The 19,959-nt window shown below is 59.6% G+C and carries 25 protein-coding genes and 1 tRNA gene; 21 read left to right on the plus strand and 5 right to left on the minus strand.

Annotated features, from left to right (window positions below; genetic code table 11):
* Positions 1-4 precede the first annotated feature (4 nt).
* From GTP58_RS28400 to GTP58_RS28490, 19 genes are all read left to right on the plus strand, one after another.
* Positions 5-439 (plus strand): gp436 family protein, encoded by a 435-nt coding sequence (locus tag GTP58_RS28400; RefSeq protein ID WP_161080327.1) that lies wholly within the window; start codon positions 5-7, stop codon positions 437-439.
* Positions 439-990 (plus strand): phage protein Gp37, encoded by a 552-nt coding sequence (locus GTP58_RS28405; RefSeq protein ID WP_161080328.1) that lies wholly within the window; start codon positions 439-441, stop codon positions 988-990. The genes GTP58_RS28400 and GTP58_RS28405 overlap by 1 nt, the downstream gene beginning before the upstream one ends.
* 29 nt (positions 991-1,019) lie before the next feature.
* Positions 1,020-1,229, plus strand: a complete 210-nt coding sequence (locus GTP58_RS31175; RefSeq protein ID WP_202413897.1) for a hypothetical protein — start codon at positions 1,020-1,022, stop codon at positions 1,227-1,229.
* A gap of 2 nt (positions 1,230-1,231) precedes the next feature.
* Positions 1,232-2,656: a phage tail sheath C-terminal domain-containing protein gene (locus GTP58_RS28415; RefSeq protein ID WP_161080329.1), complete on the plus strand. Its 1,425-nt coding sequence runs from the start codon at positions 1,232-1,234 to the stop codon at positions 2,654-2,656.
* Positions 2,657-2,713: 57 nt separating this feature from the next.
* Positions 2,714-3,088 (plus strand): phage tail protein, encoded by a 375-nt coding sequence (locus GTP58_RS28420; RefSeq protein WP_161080330.1) that lies wholly within the window; start codon positions 2,714-2,716, stop codon positions 3,086-3,088.
* Between the two features lie 24 nt (positions 3,089-3,112).
* Positions 3,113-3,418 (plus strand): hypothetical protein, encoded by a 306-nt coding sequence (locus tag GTP58_RS28425; protein ID WP_161080331.1) that lies wholly within the window; start codon positions 3,113-3,115, stop codon positions 3,416-3,418.
* A 255-nt stretch (positions 3,419-3,673) separates the two neighbouring features.
* Positions 3,674-5,854, plus strand: coding sequence for a phage tail tape measure protein (locus GTP58_RS28430; RefSeq protein WP_161080332.1), 2,181 nt, complete (start codon positions 3,674-3,676; stop codon positions 5,852-5,854).
* 78 nt (positions 5,855-5,932) lie between these two features.
* Positions 5,933-7,372 carry a DNA circularization protein gene (locus GTP58_RS28435; protein ID WP_161080333.1) on the plus strand — a complete coding sequence of 480 codons (1,440 nt, stop codon included), beginning with the start codon at positions 5,933-5,935 and terminating at the stop codon, positions 7,370-7,372.
* Entirely contained in the window at positions 7,356-8,495 is a 1,140-nt protein-coding gene (locus GTP58_RS28440) for a phage baseplate assembly protein (protein WP_229215782.1), read from the plus strand. Before GTP58_RS28435 ends, GTP58_RS28440 begins: the two co-directional genes overlap by 17 nt.
* Positions 8,492-9,112 (plus strand): phage baseplate assembly protein V, encoded by a 621-nt coding sequence (locus GTP58_RS28445; protein ID WP_229215783.1) that lies wholly within the window; start codon positions 8,492-8,494, stop codon positions 9,110-9,112. Before GTP58_RS28440 ends, GTP58_RS28445 begins: the two co-directional genes overlap by 4 nt.
* Complete coding sequence (locus GTP58_RS28450) at positions 9,112-9,495, plus strand: phage GP46 family protein (RefSeq protein WP_161080334.1); 384 nt, start codon at positions 9,112-9,114, stop codon at positions 9,493-9,495. The genes GTP58_RS28445 and GTP58_RS28450 overlap by 1 nt, the downstream gene beginning before the upstream one ends.
* Before the next feature lie 14 nt (positions 9,496-9,509).
* Entirely contained in the window at positions 9,510-10,571 is a 1,062-nt protein-coding gene (locus GTP58_RS28455) for a baseplate J/gp47 family protein (RefSeq protein WP_161080335.1), read from the plus strand.
* Positions 10,564-11,097 carry a putative phage tail protein gene (locus GTP58_RS28460; RefSeq protein WP_161080336.1) on the plus strand — a complete coding sequence of 178 codons (534 nt, stop codon included), beginning with the start codon at positions 10,564-10,566 and terminating at the stop codon, positions 11,095-11,097. The genes GTP58_RS28455 and GTP58_RS28460 overlap by 8 nt, the downstream gene beginning before the upstream one ends.
* A 3-nt stretch (positions 11,098-11,100) precedes the next feature.
* Positions 11,101-11,940: a hypothetical protein gene (locus GTP58_RS28465; protein ID WP_161080337.1), complete on the plus strand. Its 840-nt coding sequence runs from the start codon at positions 11,101-11,103 to the stop codon at positions 11,938-11,940.
* On the plus strand, positions 11,937-13,586 hold the full coding sequence (locus GTP58_RS28470) for a hypothetical protein (RefSeq protein WP_161080338.1): 1,650 nt from the start codon (positions 11,937-11,939) through the stop codon (positions 13,584-13,586). Before GTP58_RS28465 ends, GTP58_RS28470 begins: the two co-directional genes overlap by 4 nt.
* Positions 13,583-14,008, plus strand: coding sequence for a hypothetical protein (locus GTP58_RS28475; RefSeq protein WP_161080339.1), 426 nt, complete (start codon positions 13,583-13,585; stop codon positions 14,006-14,008). Before GTP58_RS28470 ends, GTP58_RS28475 begins: the two co-directional genes overlap by 4 nt.
* Entirely contained in the window at positions 14,005-14,292 is a 288-nt protein-coding gene (locus GTP58_RS28480; RefSeq protein WP_373924788.1) for a hypothetical protein, read from the plus strand. Before GTP58_RS28475 ends, GTP58_RS28480 begins: the two co-directional genes overlap by 4 nt.
* Positions 14,293-14,416: 124 nt before the next feature.
* Positions 14,417-14,581, plus strand: coding sequence for a Com family DNA-binding transcriptional regulator (locus GTP58_RS28485; RefSeq protein ID WP_161080340.1), 165 nt, complete (start codon positions 14,417-14,419; stop codon positions 14,579-14,581).
* A complete protein-coding gene (locus GTP58_RS28490; protein WP_161080341.1) occupies positions 14,574-15,365 on the plus strand; it encodes a DNA adenine methylase in 792 nt (263 codons plus the stop codon). The genes GTP58_RS28485 and GTP58_RS28490 overlap by 8 nt, the downstream gene beginning before the upstream one ends.
* On the opposite strand, the gene GTP58_RS28495 is transcribed toward GTP58_RS28490, so the two are convergent.
* Complete coding sequence (locus tag GTP58_RS28495) at positions 15,362-16,048, minus strand: SOS response-associated peptidase (RefSeq protein ID WP_161080342.1); 687 nt, start codon at positions 16,046-16,048, stop codon at positions 15,362-15,364. The two genes, GTP58_RS28490 and GTP58_RS28495, sit on opposite strands and share 4 nt — an antisense overlap.
* A 67-nt stretch (positions 16,049-16,115) precedes the next feature.
* On the opposite strand from GTP58_RS28495, the gene GTP58_RS28500 reads away from it, so the two are divergent.
* Positions 16,116-16,802: a hypothetical protein gene (locus GTP58_RS28500; protein ID WP_161080343.1), complete on the plus strand. Its 687-nt coding sequence runs from the start codon at positions 16,116-16,118 to the stop codon at positions 16,800-16,802.
* 213 nt (positions 16,803-17,015) lie between these two features.
* On the opposite strand, the gene GTP58_RS28505 is transcribed toward GTP58_RS28500, so the two are convergent.
* From GTP58_RS28505 to GTP58_RS28520, 4 genes are all read right to left on the minus strand, one after another.
* Positions 17,016-17,090: transfer RNA gene (locus tag GTP58_RS28505), tRNA-Val, on the minus strand.
* A 48-nt stretch (positions 17,091-17,138) separates the two neighbouring features.
* Positions 17,139-17,855, minus strand: coding sequence for a DNA polymerase III subunit epsilon (gene dnaQ / locus GTP58_RS28510; protein ID WP_161080344.1), 717 nt, complete (start codon positions 17,853-17,855; stop codon positions 17,139-17,141).
* Positions 17,856-17,890: 35 nt separating this feature from the next.
* Entirely contained in the window at positions 17,891-18,331 is a 441-nt protein-coding gene (rnhA, locus tag GTP58_RS28515; protein WP_072790187.1) for a ribonuclease HI, read from the minus strand.
* Positions 18,324-19,100 (minus strand): class I SAM-dependent methyltransferase, encoded by a 777-nt coding sequence (locus GTP58_RS28520; RefSeq protein ID WP_072790184.1) that lies wholly within the window; start codon positions 19,098-19,100, stop codon positions 18,324-18,326. Before GTP58_RS28520 ends, rnhA begins: the two co-directional genes overlap by 8 nt.
* A 29-nt stretch (positions 19,101-19,129) precedes the next feature.
* On the opposite strand from GTP58_RS28520, the gene gloB reads away from it, so the two are divergent.
* Positions 19,130-19,936 carry a hydroxyacylglutathione hydrolase gene (gene gloB, locus GTP58_RS28525; RefSeq protein ID WP_072790180.1) on the plus strand — a complete coding sequence of 269 codons (807 nt, stop codon included), beginning with the start codon at positions 19,130-19,132 and terminating at the stop codon, positions 19,934-19,936.
* Positions 19,937-19,959 lie beyond the last annotated feature (23 nt).

The following is a 19,959-nucleotide window of genomic DNA, read 5'->3' on the forward strand; positions in this document are numbered from 1 at the left end:
GACCATGTTCGCCACCCAAGACGATATGGTGCGCCGGTTCGGCTTGCGGGAGGTGATCCAGATCACCGACCGCGAAATGACCGGCGTCATTGACGCCCAGGTGCTGCAAGGCGGCCTGGCCGACGCGGACGCGGAAATATCTGGCTACCTCGCCAGCCGCTATACGCTGCCGCTGGCCGCCACGCCGCTCCTGCTGGTGGGCTACGCATGCGACATCGCCCGGTATCGTCTGACCGGCACTGACGTTGTGTGCACCCCAGACATCGAGGCGCGCTACAACCAGGCGATCAAGTATCTGGGCCAAGTGGCCAACGGCAGCATTTCCCTGGGAACCGATGCGAATGGCGCTTCTGTCGATGCTGGAGACACCACCAACGCGACTGTCAAGGCTCGCGCGGGCCGGCGCCGGTTTGACGGCCGCTCATTGTCGGGCTACTGATGATCGGCCAGATCGAAGACGCCATGATCGCACGGCTCAAGACGCTGCAGGTCGCCAGGTCGGTCGAAAGCTACGGCGGCCAGTTCGACGATGAAGCGTTCGATGTGGCGCGGGTGCTACCGGCCATCTGGGTGACTTTCGCTGGCGCCGGCAAACCAGAGCAGCGTGCGAGCGGTAAGTTTTTAACGCCCCTGACTTTCGCCGTCATGTGCGCCGCCAGAAGTGTCCGCAGCGAGCGCGCCAGCCGTCACGGTGGCCCAGCTGGGGAGATCGGCGCCTATCAAATGGTGGAAGCACTGATGCCGCTGTTTGCCATGGAAGACCTCGGTCTGCCAATCGACCACTTCCGCCCTGGCGCAATCCGCACGCTCTACAACACAAAGCTGCGCAGCATCGGCCTAGCCGTCTTCGCGCAGGAATGGCACACGAAGTACGAACACGTCAAACAACCTGGCGATGACGGGGAGATCCTGCGGATCAGCCTGGAGTACCGATTGAAGCCCGGCGACGACAAGACCGACGCATCAGACCTGGTGGAGCTGCCGCGTTAAATCAATCAACCTACCTCACCGGAGAAACTATGAGCACCATTGAAGTCATCGCCACGTCGGGCGTTAAAGTCCCGATGGAGGACAAGCCCAACAGCTACATCACCGACGAAGGGCCGGTTACGGTCGAGGATTCGACCTATTACCAGCGCCGCATCGGCGATGGCGATCTGAAGCCCTACAACGCAATTAGCAAAAAGGCCGCTGCCCGCGCTGCGGCCGATAACGCCAACGGAGGCTAAGCATGGCAAGTCCCAACATTTCGTTCAGTGCCATCCCTGCGAGTATTCGCAAGCCTGGCAAATATTTTGAATTTAACACCGCGCTGGCGGTTCGGACGCTGGCCGCGAACAGCCAGAAGGTGCTACTCCTCGGCCAACGTGTCGCCACCGGCCAGGTCAATGCCGGCGTGCTGGTCGATATCTTCACCGATATGGAAGCGGCCAAATACTTCGGCTACGGTTCCCAGCTGCACCTGATGGCCTCGGCCGCAATCAGCACGAACCCCAACATGGCGCTGCAGGCGGTGGCGGTCGACGATGCAGGCGGCGCCACGGCGGCAACCGGCACCATCACCATTGCTGGCGCCGCGACTGCGGCAGGCAGTGTCACGCTGAACGTGGCCAACGACGTCCTGACCGTTGCCGTGGCCTCGGCGGACACTCCGACAGTCATCGCCGCATCCATCGTTGCTGGTGTCACAGCACGTCCTGATCTGCCAGTATCGGCTGCAGCAGCAGGTGGCGTGGTCACACTGACAGCAAAAAACAAGGGTTCCCTGGGCAACCAGATCAAGGTCTCGACGGTGCTGACCGGCGTCACCGGCATCACTTCCACCGTGGTGGCCATGGCCGGCGGCGCGACAGACCCGACAATCGCGTCCACGCTGGCCACCGTGGCCGGCGCCGGCCACACCATCATCGCCACGGCATTTAACGATGCCACCAACCTCGCGGCGCTGCGCAGTCACCTGGACAGCGTCTCGTCGCCGATGGAGCAGCGTGGTGCGATTGGCGCCGCCGGCCACACAGGCACGCTGGCGCAGTCCACCACGCTGGGGACCGGCGTGAACGCCGGTCGTGTGTCGCTCGGCCTGGTGCCAGGCACGCTGTCGCTGCCTTATGAGGTGGCGGCCGCCTACGCCGGCCTGATTGCCTCGGAAGAAGACCCGGCGCGCCCGCTGAACGGCCTCGCGCTGGCCGGTATCGGCGTTATCCCCCTGGCCAACCGCTTGCTGCGCCAGGAGCAAGAAACCGCACTGGCCAACGGTGTGACGCCGTTTGAAGTTGGGCCTGGCGGTCTGGTACAGATTGTGCGCGCTGTGTCGACCTATGTCCTGGACCCGAACGGCATACCGGACATTTCGCTGCTGGACATCACCACGATCCGCACGCTGGACTACGTCCGCAAGACCATGCGGGAACGTATCGCGCTGCGCTTCCCGCGCGACAAGCTGTCGATGCGAACGCCGGACCGCGTCCGCTCCGAGCTGCTGGACGTGATGTACAAGCTGGAGGAGCTGGAGATCATCGAGAACGTCGAGCTGTACAAGCCAGGCTTGATAGTGGAGCGCGACATTCAAGACCCGAACCGCCTGGATGCCAAGATTCCGACCGACGTGGTCAACGGCCTGCATGTGTTCGGTGGCCGCATCGATCTGATCCTGTAATTTCACGGCGCGGCGGTGGCCTGCCGCCGCGTCGGCTAACCTCAATCTGGAGTAAATATGGCACTAACCGAATACGAGGGCGCAATCGTCCTGGAAGTCGACGGCGTGGAAATCGAGTGCGATTCCTTCGAGCCGACCATCAAGACTGGCCGCAAGCCGGTTAAAACTATGAACAGCACCGGCCGCTCCAAGGGCTTCTCGCGCGGCATCGAAGAAATCACCCTGAAGGTTTCGGTGCTGATCCCGCTGACCGGCGACATCAACTGGGAAGATATCGAAGGTGCAAAACTGACCCGCTACCCGCAAGGCGGTGGCGGCAAACGCGTCAGCTTCCTGGACTGCTATACCGTCGAGGTGGGCGAAAAATACAAGGTCGATAACGAAGCCATGCGCGACTTGACCATGAACTCCACCCGCAAGATCGAAGAATAACCCTCACCCTGGGAATTATTGAAAATGGAATTCTCCTCCACCAAAATCCTGCCGATTGGCTTCACGCACAACGGCCAGAAAATTACCCAAGTTACTGCGCGACCGGTCAAGGTGCGTCATAGCATTGAAGCTGTTGAAGAGCTGGGCGCCAACGTCTCCCAGGCGCGCCTGCAAATCGGCATCGAAGCACGCCAAGTACGCTTTGAAGGCGTTCCCGAAGAGGAATACAAAATCGACATGCTGCTCAATCTCGCCGATGCGGATTATGCGGTCGTCGTCGCTGCCATCGACGAGGCTGAAAAAAAGCAGAAGGCGCCGAAGCCCGCCTAAAGTGGTTGCGCCAGGTTCAGATCGTACTCGGACGAGTAGGGTTTGATCCTGGCGCCGTGCTGGGAATGACGCATGCCGAGCTAGTCTCCCACCTCTCCAATCTGGCGCCGAAAGGCCAAGGCCAGACTCCCGAAGGCAGCGGCAAGGTCATCAACCAGGCGCGTCGGCGCCGACAACAAAGACAGCAGGCCGGCTAAGCCGGCCCATCCTCCTAACTTCTAATCCTGCACGATGGCCACGAATTTAGAACTTGCAATGATTCTGCGCTGGCGCGCAGGCGAGGTGCGCACCGGCATCACCGGTCTGCGTACCGACGTCAATCGCCTGGGCGACAGCGGGCGCGCAGCCACAGATCGTCTAATCGACGGAACGCGCCGACTCACCACTTCAACCAGCGTACTCGGCCGCACTCACAGCCAGGTGGCGGGCGCGTCGCTCACCGCAAACGGCCGGTTGCTGACCTGGACGCAGCGGCTGGAAACAGCAAACCGCGCGCTGCAGCGCCAAGCCGCGCAGACGGGCCAGGTCGGCGCTGCAGCAGCTGATCGCATCACCGACCACAACAGGACCGCTGAGCGGGCCACGTCGCTTCTTGGGCGGGCATACGACGCCGTTATGCGCCGGATTTGGGAGCTGGGGCGCCAACGCCCTGGCGACCAGCTTGCGGCCAGCATGCGCGGCGCCCGTACCGAGGCGGAGCGAACCGCCGGAGTGCTGGCCCGGCTGCAGCGCGCTGGTCAGGCCGGTGGGAGTATGCTGGCCGGTGCGGCGGCGGCGAAGTTCATTCTGGCCAAACCCGTCAATGCCACCATGGATTACGGCATGCGCCTGGCTGGCATGGCCAACACCGCGTATAGCGACCGAGACGTAGCGGGCCGCATTGCGGGTAAGACCGAACTTAACACCGCCATCGAAAAGGCGGTGCGGCTGGGTGGCGGTACGCGCGAGAGCGCGGCCACTACGCTGGACACCCTGATTGCCGCCGGCACGCTGAGCGTGGACGATTCCAAAGCTGTTCTGCCAACGCTGACAAAAGCGTCCACGGCATCTGGCGCCGATCCCACCGAGCTGGCAAACATCGCTCTGCGCTCCATGGCCACCTTCAAGATCAAGGCCAGCGAGATTCCCAAAGTCATGGATATGGCGATCACCGCCGGCCAGGCTGGCGGCTTTGAGCTGAAAGATATGGCCAAGTGGTTGCCGCAGCAGATGGCTGCTGCACGGCTGTCTGGTATGTCGGGGATGGGCGGTCTGGCCAAACTGCTGGCCGCAAACCAAGCGTCGGTCATCACCGCCGGTTCCAAGGATGAAGCCGGCAACAACCTGGTGAACTTCCTGGCGAAGATCAACAGCCAGGACACGGCGCAGGACGCTAAGAAGCTGGGCATCGACCTTTCCGGTACGCTGTCGGCGGCCCGCGCAAAAGGGATTGACTCCCTTCAGGCGTTCACCTTGCTCACCGAAAGAACTGTCTCCCAGGACAAGCGCTACACCACCCTCAAGGATAAAGCGGCCAAGACCAAGGACGGCGACGAGAAGAAGGCGACCTACGAGGCGCAGGCGGATATCATCGAAGGTTCGGCCATCGGCAAGCTCATTCAGGACCGCCAAGCGCTGATGTACCTAGTTGCCGCACTCAACAACAAGGACTACCTCAAGGACGTTGAGGCGAAAGTCAACGCGGCGAAAGACACCACGGAGACAAACTACGCCGTTATCGCCAATGAAGCCGGCTTCAAAAAGGAACAGGCAGTTCAGGAAGGCGACATTGCCACCTACAAGGGCATGACCCAGCTGGACGGACCGCTGAAGAAGACCCTTGACCTGATGACCGAGACGGCGCGGGAGTACCCGAATTTAACGGCCGGCGCCAAGCTGTCCGCAACGGCGCTGTCGGCCCTGGCGGCGGCGGCAGGCGCGTCCGGTCTCATGAAGCTCTTGACCGGTGCCGGCGGCGCAGCGGCTAGCGGAGCAGCAGCTGGTGCGGCAGGCACTGCAGCCGGAGCTGCGGCGACCGGAGTCGGTGCGGCCGCCGCTGGCGCCACAGCACCGAGCTTGCTGGCTCGCTTGAGTGGCGCTGTTGGCAGTGGCGCGCGCGGCCTGATGACGACCGGCGCTTTCGCAGCTACGATGCCGGCCGCTAGTTTTGCGGCAGCTGCGCCAGCGGCGACGGCCGGCGCGGTGGTTGCTGCTGGCGCAGCGGGCTATGGTATCGGAAGCGTCATCAATAAGGCAACGGAAGGAACGGCGTTTGACCGTTTTCTGACACGCGCTGTCAACGCCGTATATGACGCTGTCACTGGGGAGAAACAGCACGAAGCTGTGAAACTCGTGCCCCGCGAACCAGTGGAGGTGAATGTCAAAATCACCACCGATAGCCACTTCATCACCGCTGAGGTAAGCCGCGAGCAGCAGCGCCAAGCGACTCGCAAGTAGTATTTCCCTACCGGTTCGGGCATCCCCCCGAACCCCATCCGCCTTATCTGGCCTCTTGCGCGCGCGTAAGCTGCGGGCATGTCTTGGGCCGAAAAACTTTTACCTGCTAGCTTCCGCGATATCGAATTCGACGTACAGTCGTTGAGCGATGAGACGCCACGTTCACTTGCGCGGCATTCTTATCCATATACTGATGGTACCGATATCGAGGATATGGGCCGCGACGAGCGCAAGTTCTCGGTGAAGGCTGTTCTCTGGGGCGATGACTATGAAGAGCGCCTGCAGGCGTTGATAGCCGCGCTGGATACGCGCGGCGCCGGCCGGCTGATCCATCCTATCTATGGCGTTATCGAAAGCGCACAGGTTAGAAACCATCGCGTCCACCACGATGCAGACAATGTCGACTACTGCACCATCGATATCGAGTTTGAAGAGTCCGTCAGTGGCGCGCCATTCTTCACCCGTCAGCTGAGTAGCCAAGCCGCCGACGCCATGGACGATGCGGCAGATGACGCGGAAAACGCAAGCGGCGGCGTTCTGATCGACGAGTGTGAGGAGCTGATCGGCCAGGCCGACCGCAACCTCAGTGTCATGAGTCGCATTAGCGCCATGCGTCAGAAAGCTGTCACGTTCCTGGTGGACGTGAACAATGAGGCGCATGAGATTCTGACCTCCATTACCGACCCGATCCGCAATGCCATGGGCTTCGTGCAGGACGTGACGGCGCTGGCGCAGACGCTCATCAGCCAAGTCCCTAACCAACTGGATGCGCTGCAGCGCCAGGCCGACATCACCCGCAATTCGGTCAACCGGCTCTTGCCGGCTGGATCGTCTACGGCCGTCGCGCCGCAGCCAGTCGCTGCTGGCAGCGACAGCGCCGCAGTGGCCGGCGAAGCATTTGCGCAAATTGACCGACTGTTCTCGTCCGCAGCCGTGCTGTCCACGCCAGTCGGCCAGGATTACGCACCTGGCAGTTATGACGCTTGGGTGGCCGCAGTAGCAGCTAGCGCTCAGACCGCAGCTGCCGGCGTCGTTCCGGCGTCCTCCCTCTATCCAGTCGCCCAGTCTCAGCTGGATGCTGACACCCAGGTGCTGCTTGTGCATATCGCCACGGTTCGCGCCACCACGAAGGCGCGCGTGGCCGCCGACGTCATGGCCGCAGAGAGCATCACGCCACTGTCCGCTCCCAGCCAGATCGAGCAGGTGGTGACGGCCGTCCGCGACTCTATCGAGGAAGCGATTGTCCAGGTGCGCGCGCGCTATGGCATCGAGCAGGCTCGCGCCATTACCGAACCGTTAAAGTCCCTCGCGATGTCCGTCCAAGAGGCAGGTCGCGCCGTGATCAACGCTCGCCCGGCCCTTGTTTCTCGCACGGTGGCGTCGCCGGCACCGCTGCGTCTCCTGGCGCACCGCTGGTATGGCGATCACTCCCGCGCGGTAGAGCTGCAGCGCCTGAACAATCTTCGACTGCCAAACGCCACGAACACAGGAGACAAGCTCAATGCCTATGCAAAATGATTTCTCCGCACAGGACAACGAAGCGCTGTTCCTGCTGGTAGGCGGCCAGGCGCACGCAGCCTGGGAGGCATACACGATTGACTCGGACTTGCTGACGCCGGCCGACGCCTGGCAGTTCGCGGTTTCCGGTCAAGGCAGGACACTGCCGTCCTATGTAATGGCGGGCGCCGATATGCAGGTCCGCGTGGGCAATGACCTGGTACTGACCGGCCGCATTGACCGAGTGCGCCGCGTGCTCAAGAAAGGTGTGCGCACCTATCAGATTTCCGGCAGGGACAATGCCGCGCAACTGGTGGACTGCTCCGCGCCTGTATTCGTCCGCAAGATGAGCACGCTGAAAGAGATCGTGACCAACATCGTTCGACCACTCGGCATCGCCAAGGTACGCATGCAGACGACGACCGAGACCACGCAGCGCGAGAAGATCAACGTTGAGCCAGGTGATACCGCTTGGGAGGTATTGCGCAACGCTGCCGAGGCGGAAGGTTTATGGCCGTGGTTCGACCCGGACGGCACGCTCGTGATCGGCGGCCCGGACTACACGACGCCGCCGGTCGCCGTGCTATCGGCCAATCCAGACGACTGCAACATCGAGAGCTTGGAGATCGATGACGATATCGTCGACCGTTTCTCGGAAATTACCGTGCTGGGCCAGACCCACGCGACCAAGGCCGAGGGCGGCAAACACAACCTCAAGGGTGTGGCGAAGGATACCGGCATCACCTGGTCGCGTCCGAAGATCGTGGTCGACCACGAAACCGACACTACCGAGCTGTGCAAGGACCGCGCCGCCAAGCTGATGGGCGACTCGCGCCTGCGCGCCTTCGAGATGCAGATCACCGTCAAAGGGCATCGGATCAACGCGCCTGGCCAGCCGGGCGACGGCATGCTGTGGCAGCCTGGCCAGCGCGTACGCGTCGTGTCCGATGCTGATGGCATTGACGCCATCTACTTCCTCATGGCCCGCAAGTTTCAACGCAGCCGGGGTTACGGGACCTCAACCGATTTAACGCTGAAGGAAGATGGTGTATGGATAGTTGAAGCTCACCCGCACAAGGGCAAGCACCGCAAAGGCAAAAACGCCCTAACCGGCGAGGTCATCATTCTGGACGACGTGAAATGAGCGTCGATACTGCAATGCGCGCGGTCAACCGCGCCCTGGGCAAGATTCGCCAGGCATTCCGCGCTGTGCTGACCACGGTCGACAGCACCACCCCAATCCAGCTGATTCAGGGCGATGCGTTGGCCGGCGAGCAGTTGCAGGACAACGAGCTGATGCAGCATTACGGCTTCACCTCCGTCCCGCTGCCTGGCACCCAGTTGGCGGTGCTGCCCATTGGCGGCAAGACCGCGCACGGCATTGTCATCGCCTGCGAGCATACCCAATACCGCCTGAAAGGTCTGCAGGGCGGCGAGGTGGCGATTTATGACGACCTCGGCCAGTTCGTGCACCTGACCCGCGAGGGCATCGTGGTCAACGGCGGCGGCCTGAAAGTCACCGTCACCAATACGCCGGAGATCGAACTGGATGCGCCGCTCGTCACCGCCACGAAAGACCTGAAGGTGGCCAGGAACATCAGCGCTGGCGGCAACGTCAATGCGACCGGTGCAATGGGTGCAGGCGGCAGCATCACCGCAGGCGCCGATATCAAGGACAAGGCCGGCACGATGGCCGGCATTCGGGACACCTACAACAGCCACAAACACGGCAATACGCCGACGCCAGACAAGAACATGTAATGGATATTTTCGTCAACCCTACAACCAGCGACTACCAGCTCGTCGACGGCGCTCCCTCACGCGATCCGATGGCCGGCCTGGCAAACGCGGCGTACTTCCGTCTGATGACACCGCTGGGCAGCTACTGGGCCGACCCTACGCTGGGTAGCCGGCTACACGAGCTGGAGCGCCAGAAGGATTTGGGACGTCACTCCGTCCTGGCCAAGCAATACGCGCAGGCCGCGTTAAAGCCGCTGATGGATGACGGTCGCGCATCGAGCATCGATGTCAGCGTCGCGCATGAGAAGGATGGGACCGGCGCTGGCCGCATCTACTTGGCCATTGTCCTGACGGCGGTGTCCGGCGAACAAACAACGTTCCGTCTCCCGTTAAAGGTCATCTAAGGGACTACTAGAAAATGACATTTCCAACACTGTCTTTTGAGCAGATCCGCGACGGGATGCTCCGCGACATTCTCAATCAGAATCCGCAGGCTGCGGTCGGCGCCGACTCCGATTTCCGATTGCGCGCAAACTCGACTGCCGGCGCAATTGAGGGACTTTACCAGGCGCTCGGATGGACCGCGCGCCAAATCTTTCCCGACACGGCAGATGAAGACCAGATGCTGCAGCATGCCGCGAAATACGGCATCTACAAGAAGGCGGCTACTGCGGCCACCGGCACCCTGAAATTCAGCGGCGTACCTGGTAGCACGATCAATGCCGGCGTGGAAGGAAAGGCGCTTGACGGAAACTCGTATGTAACCACGGCGGCCGGCATCATTGGCATCGGCGGCACGCTGGTCCTGGACGCTACCGCAGCCACGCTAGGCTTCGCCGGCAATCAGGCTGGAGGGACCAGTTTAACGCTGACGCAGACGCCGGCCGGTGTTTCGTCCACAGCGACAATCGTTGCAATGGCGTCCGGTACTGATATCGAGTCCAGCAGCGCGATCCTGGCGCGACTACTCGACCGCCTGCGCCATCCACCTGCAGGCGGCAACAAATACGACTACCGGCGCTGGGCGCTTGAGGTGCCCGGCGTGACGTCCGCCTGGTGCTACCCGTTGCGCCGTGGCATGGGCAAGGTCGACGTGGCCATCCTGTCGAACGGCCTGCCGGCCACGCGCGTGCTGCAGAACACCGTGCAGGCTTATCTGGAAACCGTCAACCCGGCCGGCGGCGACTGCCAAGTGTCGACGCCGGCTCTGGTGGTCGTCGACGTCGTGGCGCAGGTGACGCTCGCGGCCGGCGTGAGCCTGGCCGCCGTGATCGAGGCGGTACGCAGCGTCGTCAGCGCCTATATCGCTGGGCTGGCGCCAGGCGCTACGGTATTGCGTGGGCGCATCCTCGCCGCGATCACCGATGTTCCAGGTGTAACGGACGTCACTCTTTTATCGCCTACCGCTAGCGTCGTGACGCGGGTGGATGCGGCGAGCATCGAAATGGCAGCGCTTGGCGTGGTAAATCTTTATGTATAAGCATGCCGACTATCTGAAGCTGCTGCTGCCGGCGGTTTCCTACGATCCAGCTGCGCCGCAATTGTCGGCTGAGCTGGCCGCCGAGGGCCGCCAACTGGATGCTGTGCAGGCCAGTGCTGCCGCGCTGCTGCTGGAAATGGACCCGCGTACCACGGTGGTGCTGCTGGACGATTGGGAGCGCGTCTATGGCCTTCCAGACGAAGGTTTGATGGCTGCGACGACGGTCGAAGAGCGCCAGGCCCGGCTGGTCACGAAGGTGAATCAGACCGGTGGCCTGTCCAAAGCCTACTTCCAGACTCTGCTGGAACAGGCCGGCTATCAAGTAGTGATCGATGAGCCACGCGGGTTTTTCGCTGGTGTGAATGCGTGTGGGGACCGGCTGTACGACCCGACGAAGGTTACTTGGTACTGGCGCGTACGGCTGCGACGCAACGGCCAGGTTGTATCCCAGGCCGACCGCGGCCAGGTAACAGCTTGGCTGGATAGCGTTAAAGCAGCCTATTCATTTGTGGACTTAGAAGATTAAACAATGCAAAGAATCCAATCTCAAGACCAGCGATTCCATAACGGCGATCCGTTTAACGGGGTGCAAGGAACAGCGGTCACCGCAGAATTTCTCAATGCCTTACAAGAAGAAGTGTCGGGAGTAATTGAAAGCGCCGGCATTGCGCTGGACGTGACGAAGACCAACCAACTGCGGCAAGCCATTGCGACCATCGCAGGCGTGTCTACAACGCGTAAGGCTGGCGATTCAACCACCGCTGTCGCCACGGATGAATTTGTTCAGATTGCTACTGGTGGCATCGCCACGGTGGATTTGACCGGTGGTGGAGATGTCTCGCTTCTGCAGGAAGCCTGGGGACAAGCAATCATCGTTTTCACTGGCGTACTGGCCAACAACATCAATGTAATCGTTCCTGCGAAAGCTGATCAATGGGTGATCGTGAACCAGATGACAGGCGCATTTTCTCTTGGCGTTAAAACGTTAGCCGGTGCTCCATTCTACGCACTGCAAGGTCAGTCCTATCATTTGATTTGCGACGGCACCAACATACTTCCGGCCAATTCAGACCCCCGGATCATGCCAGGCTCGAATAGTTCTGCCTACGTCAACTCGCCCATCGTGCTGGTGGCGGGCACCTACGATATCGATACTGCAGCTGGCGCGTTTCCGATTGATCTGCCTCCAAATCCCAAACGCGGCACGTGCATCACATTGGTGGATACGAGCTGCACTTGGGGGACGCAGAGCCCGACGCTGCGCCGCAACGGCAAAACGATTATGAACATAGATGAGGACATGCTTATCAACGTTGAAGACATCACTTTTTCTATCTGGTTTAACGGTTCCACCTGGAGACTTAAATGACGCGTATCGCTGACTTCATGACGAATAACTTGTCCAATGCGGGCAATATTTCGAGTGGTCTTTCTTCGATTTTCACGACCCTGACCGCTGGCGAAGATATCGCGCAGGGAGATTTGGTCAATGTTGGCTCTGATGGCTTGGCCTACTATGCGGTGGACCCATCCGGGACTGCCACTGCAGCTGCGAAGAAGCTGCGGCCGCTCTCTAGCGCAGCCGTTACAAACGGTGTGTTATCGACCACGTATGCCGAGGTGGTACAGCCTGCCGCCGCAAATCAATTTGCGTTCATCCCATTGGCGGTTGGCTTCGCTTTGATCTGGGTACGGCCCACTGCCAGTGGAGGCAATCCGTATTTCGCCATTTACGGCGCCGATGCTGTGAGAACTAAGGCGCCCACCAGCTTGGAGAATGTTGACGCCAGCTATGGTGGTGTCAACCTCCGCGCCGTCAAACTTCAAAATGGGAACATCGTCGTTTGCTACGGGGCAGCGGGGGCCAATCCTCGCTACACAATCTTGGCGCCCAACGGAAACGTTTTAGTCGCTCCAACTGTCATTGAAACCGTGGCCGGCTACGCTGGGGGTAGCCTGACTACACTGGCAGATGGCGGCTTTGCCTTCGCGTATTTTTCAGGCAAGCTGCCGAAGTTCGCCCGTTATAACGCGAGCGGCGTTTTGCAAGGGGCGCTCACGCAGATCGATACCATTACGTCAAACCAAAGTGGCCTGTATGACGCCATTACTATTGCAGGACTGACTGGCGGCGGGTTTGTGGTGGCCTATCCGTTCTACGACGGCTCGACATCAACTTGCAAGTTCGGCCGCTACAACGCGGCTGGCGTGCTGCAAGGCGCCCTTGTGCAGTACGGCACCAGTGTCAATGCCACGGGATTGGCGGGTTTGGTGTGCGCGACAAGCGACGGCGGATTTTTGGTCACGCAGTCTTCCAATTCCACATTCACGCTGCAATATTCGCTGTACAACGCCGCTGGGCAAATACAAGGCGTTGCGACAACGCTCGATGCAAGCTGCGCACCTGGTACAAACAATGGTGTTGCTCTGATGCCGTTGAGCATCGGCGGCGTGATCATTGCCTGGGGAACTGGTTCGTCCGTCAACGTAAAGACTGCCGCAGTCAATTCAAGCGGCAATATCACTGGCACTGTTTCTACTATCGGACCGGGTTCTGGGCCATTGCAGATCACACCTGATGCCACCGGATCGAGTGGCTATCTCACCTACTCGGGTAATACACAGATCGCCAGCGTCGCATCGGTCACCTACGGCGGCGGCGGTGTCCCTTTGTACACAGTCGCAAATAGCAACGGCCTGGTAGGTGGATATTTCGCAGCGTATTCAGATTCGAGCAAGCCGAGCGTGAATTGCTTCCTGTTCGCTCATGCGGGTGCTGGCGCGCTGTACGTGGGATTCGATATCTACTACACGCTGCAGAGTCTCACTCTCACGGGCGTGGCATCAGCGGCCGCAGCAAAAGGCAACGCCGTTACTGTGCAATTTGTCGGCGCGGCTCAGCTCAAAGCGCAATTCAAGTCCCCACTCTTGATCAACGACCAGGCGAAAGCGCCACCAGGCCAAGCGATGTCCATTCTCGGCAACACTGCAATTATGAAAGGTATTTACGCGTGAATTATTTTTTGACGAACGGTAGTGAGCGCATCAACTGCGCCGATGCTGAGCCTTTTTTTGATGCCGAAGCGTCGTGCTGGCGTGCCGGTCACCTGACAATCTACGTGGCGAATATTGATGAGATGCGTGTGGAGCGACAGACGGCGCCAGTCGTTCCACCCGCTGTGACCCCCATCCAGTTCAAGCTGTTGTGGAATAGCGCGGAGCGTGTGGGTATTGCGGTTGTCAGGAAAGACAATATGGCGGTCGACGATTTTATGAATTTGGTCGATCACCCGAAGCTCACGGAGGTGGATATGGCGCTGCAGTCCGTGCAGGACGCGATTGCTTACACCCTCGGCTGCTTGGCTGCAGGCGGCTTCATCTCTCCAGGAGACATCGAGAAGCGCACCGCGCAGATTCTGACTGGAGTGCTGCGGTGAGGCGCGTCATTGCTCTGCTCCTTATCTGGCTGGTCTGCATCATCGCAAGCTGCGTCTCAGCGTTATGGATGCTGGTGGCGATACTCGGCGGCAGCAAGCGAGCTTGGCGCATCGCCATCGCTTTCGACCAACTCGCCAATGCGGCCACCGGCGGCAGCGAAGACGAAACGATCAGCAGTCGGGCGTATCGCGGCTCCGTCGAAAAGCGGCGCGTATGGTGTGTGCTATGTCGTCTGCTGGATCTGATCGAAAAGGATCATTGTAAGAAATCGCAAGGCGTTTGAAATGAACGAAGCGGCCGGCCTGGTGCGGGAACACCTGGCCAGCCATTCGATTGCAGCATGACCTGCGCACAAACCGAGGCTCCGCCACTCTGCAGAGGGCCGGAATCTTAGCACAGGGCGTTAAATGAAAGAAATACGATGTGGCAGCTGCCACAAGAAGCTGGGCCAAGGCGAATACACCTGGCTCAGCATTAAGTGTCCACGATGCGGGACGCTGAATCATCTGAGGACCGAGAGTCCCGAACCAGAGCGCCAACGAGCGCCAACGGTAGATGAACGTAGTGACTAATCCAATTATTCCTTGGCTCGGAGGCAAACGCCGCCTTGCCGATAAACTGATCCCTTTGTTTCCTAAGCATGAGTGCTACGTCGAGGTGTTCTGCGGCGGCGCGGCGCTGTATTTTTTACGGCCATTTCCCGCTCCTACCGAAGTCATCAACGACATCAACGGCGAGCTTGTGAACTTGTACCGCGTTGTGCAGCATCATCTGGAAGAGTTCGTGCGTCAGTTCAAGTGGGCGCTCAGCAGTCGCCAGATATTCAAATGGCAGCAGGATACACCGCCAGAGACGCAAACCGATATCCAGCGTGCAGCACGTTTCTACTACCTTCAGCAGCATGCGTTTGGCGGCAAAGTCACTGGCCAGCATTTCGGCACCGCTACTACCGGCTCCCCGATCAACCTGTGCCGCATTGAAGAAGCCCTAAGCGCTGCGCATCTACGGTTGGCGGGCACGTATGTGGAACACTTGAAATGGCATGAATGCGTCAAGAAATATGATCGGGCGCATACGTTTTTCTACTGCGATCCGCCATATTGGAAGACGGAAGGCTACGGCGTGGATTTCCCGTTTGAGAACTACCTGCAGATGGCTGAATTCATGCGAACGAGTAAGGGGAAGGTTATGGTGTCGATCAACGATCACCCTGACATCCGCGAAGCGTTTAACGGTCTGCACATGCTGGGCCTAGACATCAAGTACTGCGTCGCGAACACCGACGGGCCACAGGATGTCAGCAAGGAACTGGTGATTACAAATTGGGATACGACCGCCACGGGCAGTCTGTTCTAAAACAATGAGTCGGACTGGGGTAAGGGTAACGCCAGCCCTGGTCCATCATTGCGCACATTCCCCACTGCCTTGCTGACCTCGTACCACAAGAATTTGTCGGCCCCCAAGGCCATGGATCGGGCCAACTCGGCGGCCTGTTCTCCAGAGATGTCGGGATCGAGCCATGTGGCTGCGTCCTCTGCAGTAAAGACAACTGGCCGCCTGTCGTGGACGTCGACCATGCCTCCCTCGGCATCCGAAGTAACGATAGCGAAGCCGCGCTCGTGGGCAAACTCACGCGGCGCACCCCACGAAGTGATTCCGGCCATGTACAGCAGCTCACCGTCTGCCCGATGGATGTGCCAAGGCTGTTTGTTAGGCTTTTCTCCGGTCCATTCGTACCAACCGTTTGCAGGCACGATGATGCGCCGGCCGCGCGTTAAACGTCCCCAATAAGGGCCAAGAATTTTATCGAGGCGTGCATTAGGGACCGGTCTTGCAGTCGGCCTGTAATTGCGCGATTTATAGCCCCACCAACGATCGTCCAGCACAAGGTTGCCGTCCTCGATGTATAGGACAGGCCGCGCTGTGCCTGGCGCCACATTGAATTTCCGCTCAGCGCGGTCGCGCCGGACGACGTCCTCAGCCCAACTGAAGTCGTTGAGAAGCCTATCAATGTCGTTTTGGTCGAGTCGTCCACACATTCCAAAAGTTTAACGCATAATTCCCAGATGCTATACTGTATGCACGTACAGTATTATTGTGGGGAAAATGATGTTGGTCTGGCTAGTTAAGCGGCGTAGCATCGGTGCGATTGTTCCGGCGCCGACATACTCCTTCCTAAACGAAGGGGAGCCACAGGCTGTAGAACTCATCGTTAAATCCGGTTCCGAGCAAGGCACCCGCCAGCCGGGAAAGATCGCCCGCGTTTACGCTGCTGGTTCGCAGCGGATACTGGCTGAAATCGATAGCCCCAGGCTCCTGCTCATGCGTAGAACGGGTTTAGTGTTAATGGGAATAGAGCGGCATAGGGACCATCAGGCCCTGGTCGGATGCGTCCAGACGTGGGTATGCACCTTTGCGCCTCCTTTTGATGCCTTGGAACAGCGCGTTTCTCCGCAAATGGCAGTTGGCGTGGCCATCCATCGAAGCCGCGTGCTGGAAACTGGCAATACAGGCTATATCGAGGTCAATCAAATGCATGTGCCAGAGCTACGACGCTACGCCACGGTCGCCTCTTTCATTGCTGATAGTAGCGGCTGTGAGGCTATGCGGCTGTTAGACGCTGATCTCAGCTGGATGGGTAAAGACAGATTTGCCTTGGAAGGCATTTATAGGAAAAGTGCTTATCGTGAGCAGCCCGAGGCGCTATACGAAGGCGGATGGCTAAGCTTCTACCAAGAGAAGCGGGAGGCGATGGATAACCGTCGCTATGCCTCGTCTAAATCGCAGCGCTAGCGTTTCAAAAAGCCTGCAAATCGTTACTTGGGCTAACATTTAGGGAATTTCAAAACCCGCGCAAATGAGTGTCAAAACGCGCGCGCCGCTACAACAAGCTCTCGCAATTGGTGGGGAAAAAGTAAATTACACTGGAAAATTACACTCAACAAAAAAGCCGATCTGTTTAAAGATCGGCTTCGCTTGTAAGTGATTGATTTCACTTAGAATTCTTGGTGGGAAGTGCAAGTTTCGAACTTGCGACCCCTGCAGTGTGAATGCAGTGCTCTACCCCTGAGCTAACCTCCCGTTGAGTGCGAGCATTATAGTGCTTGCGCCCTGGGAGCACAAGTCCGATTACGCGGCAGCGGGCGGATGCATGGAGGCGGTCCAGATGCACTGACCTTTGACCGCCTTGTCCAGACCGGCCAGCGTGTCGGCGTGGGCCGCCAGCTCTTGCTCCGATGCGGGCACGAAGATGATCTCGGCCATGGCCACCGGCTCCAGCGTTTCGCTGGCGCTGACCACCACCTCTTCCACATCCATGCCCAGGCTGTTCTGGCCACGCGTCATCGCCAGGTAGACGTCGGCCAGCAACTCCGCATCCAGCAGCGCGCCATGCAGCTTGCGGTGGGCGTTGGAGATGCCGTAGCGGTCGCATAGCGCATCCAGCGAGTTGCGCTTGCCCGGATGGAGTTCCTTGGCCTGCACCAGCGTATCGATTACACCGCCAATGTGACTGCTGAAATCCGGCAGGCTCAGCAACTTGAATTCGTGGTTCAGGAAGCCCAGGTCAAACGGCGCGTTATGGATGATGACTTCCGCACCCTGGATGTAGCTGCGCAGTTGCTCAACAATCTCATGGAACTTGGGCTTGTCGCGCAGGAATTCGGTGGTCAGGCCGTGGACGTTCAGCGCGCCCTCTTCCGATTCGCGTTCCGGATTGATGTAGAAGTGCAGATTGTTGCCGGTCAGCTTGCGGTTGAACAGCTCCACGCAGCCGATTTCCAGAATGCGGTTGCCCAGCTTGGGGTTGATACCGGTGGTTTCGGTATCGAGTACGATTTGACGCATAGTAATCCGTAATTAGTTCCAGCGCAGAGTATAACTCAGCGGCCGCGCGCGACTTCCACGCCCTTGTTGGCCAGCATGTCGGCGCGCTCGTTGCCCGGATGGCCGTTGTGGCCACGCACCCAGCGCCATTCGACGGTGTGCATGGTCTGCGCCGCATCCAGCGCCTTCCACAGGTCTTCGTTCTTGACCGGTTCCTTGGTCGAGGTTTTCCAGCCGCGTGCCTTCCAGCCGTGTATCCATTCGCTGATGCCTTTTTGCACATACTGGCTATCCGTATGCAGCACCACAAAGCACGGCCGTTTCAATGCGCTCAGCGCTTCGATCACGGCCTGCAACTCCATGCGGTTGTTGGTGGTGTCGCGTGTGCCGCCGAAGATTTCCTTCTCGGCCTCGCCTGCCACCAGCAACGCGCCCCAGCCGCCCAGGCCGGGATTGCCCTTGCATGCGCCGTCGGTAAAAATTTCAACCTTATCCATCCTGCTGCTCTCTTCTTTTGTTTGTTGCCGGCACGGCCGAAGGGGCCGCTGCCGTTTTTCTGCTCCATGCCGGACCAATCAGGCGCATGCCTTTGACGCGCTTGATCGCCTGCACCACGTAGACGCCGCCCAGATACGGCCACCAGCGCGACCCGGCATTATCCATGAAGGCGTAGCGGTGCAGCCATTTTTCTGTGCGGCAGGCTGGCGCATAACAGCCAAAGCGGCTTTGCGTGGCGCCCATATTCAATAATTTTAACCAGTCTTTCATGCGCGGCATAGAGATCAGCTCTTCGGTCCGCGGCAGGAAAGAGGTGCCGCCGACGCGCCGCAGCACGTGGCGCGCGCCCCACAGGCTGGCGGGATTGAAACCGCAGATGATGACCTGCCCTTCCGGAATCAGCACCCGTTCGACCTCGCGCAGCACCTGGTGCGGATCGGTGGAAAATTCCAGCACGTGCGGCAACACCACCAGATCGATGCTTTGCGATGCGAACGGCAGTTCGGTGTAGTCCAGCGTCAGGTTCACCGCGCGCTGCTGCTCGCGCGCCGCGCGCGGCTTGCGGTCGGCCAGCAGTTTGTAAGGCATGCGGCTGGCGGCGAGTGCATCAATTTCAGGCATGCCGATCTGCACCGCGTTGTAGCCGAAGATGTCAGCTGTCAAATTATCGAGACAGCTTTGTTCCCACGCACGCATGTACACACCTGCGGGCGTTTGTAGCCAGCCTTCCAGCGCTATAATGGATTTCTCCGACCCCGCCTTATCCATGCCTGGCCTTTAGCGACTTTTGCGATCCGATGACCATATCTTCTACTCAAGCTTTCAGTGTTTTAACGGTACCTGCGTTCCGCGACAATTATTTGTGGTTGATACATGATGGCACACATGCCGCGGTGGTCGACCCGGGCGATGCCAAACCCATCCTGGCAGCGCTGAAAGCAAACGGACTCAAGCTCACCGCCATTCTACTCACCCATCACCACGCTGACCATATCGGCGGCGTTCCCGAATTATTACAGCATTATCAGGTTCCCGTTTTTGGTCCGCGCAACGAGACCATCGATGCCGTCACGCTGCCGGTCGGTGAAGGCAAGGTCATCGATGTGCCGGGTCTGGCGCTGAAGTTGTCGGTGCTGGATGTGCCGGGCCACACCATGGGCCACATCGCCTACGTGCGCGAGGCCGAAGGTACGGAGCCGAGTTGGCTGTTCTGTGGCGATACGCTGTTTGCCGGCGGTTGCGGCCGTCTGTTTGAAGGCACGCCGGCGCAGATGATCAGCTCGCTCGGCAAGCTTGCTGCACTGCCAGATGACACGCGCGTGTATTGCGCGCATGAATACACGCTGTCCAACCTGCGTTTCGCACGCGTGGTCGAACCGGACAATGTGGCGCTGCAAGAGCGCGTAAAGGTGGAAACCGACAAACGCGAGCACGATGTGCCAACCGTGCCCAGCACCATCGGCCTCGAGAAGGCCACCAATCCCTTCCTGCGCTACCGCGAGCCGGCGATTGCCGAGCAGCTCGTCAAGGCTGGACGTCTCGACCGCATCGATACGCCGCTGGCCACCTTCACCGCGCTGCGGTTATGGAAGAACGACTTCTAAGAAAAACGGCCCTTGCGGGCCGT

The sequence above is a fragment of the Duganella sp. CY15W genome (assembly GCF_009857555.1).
Taxonomy (GTDB): Bacteria; Pseudomonadota; Gammaproteobacteria; order Burkholderiales; family Burkholderiaceae_D; genus Rugamonas; species Rugamonas sacchari.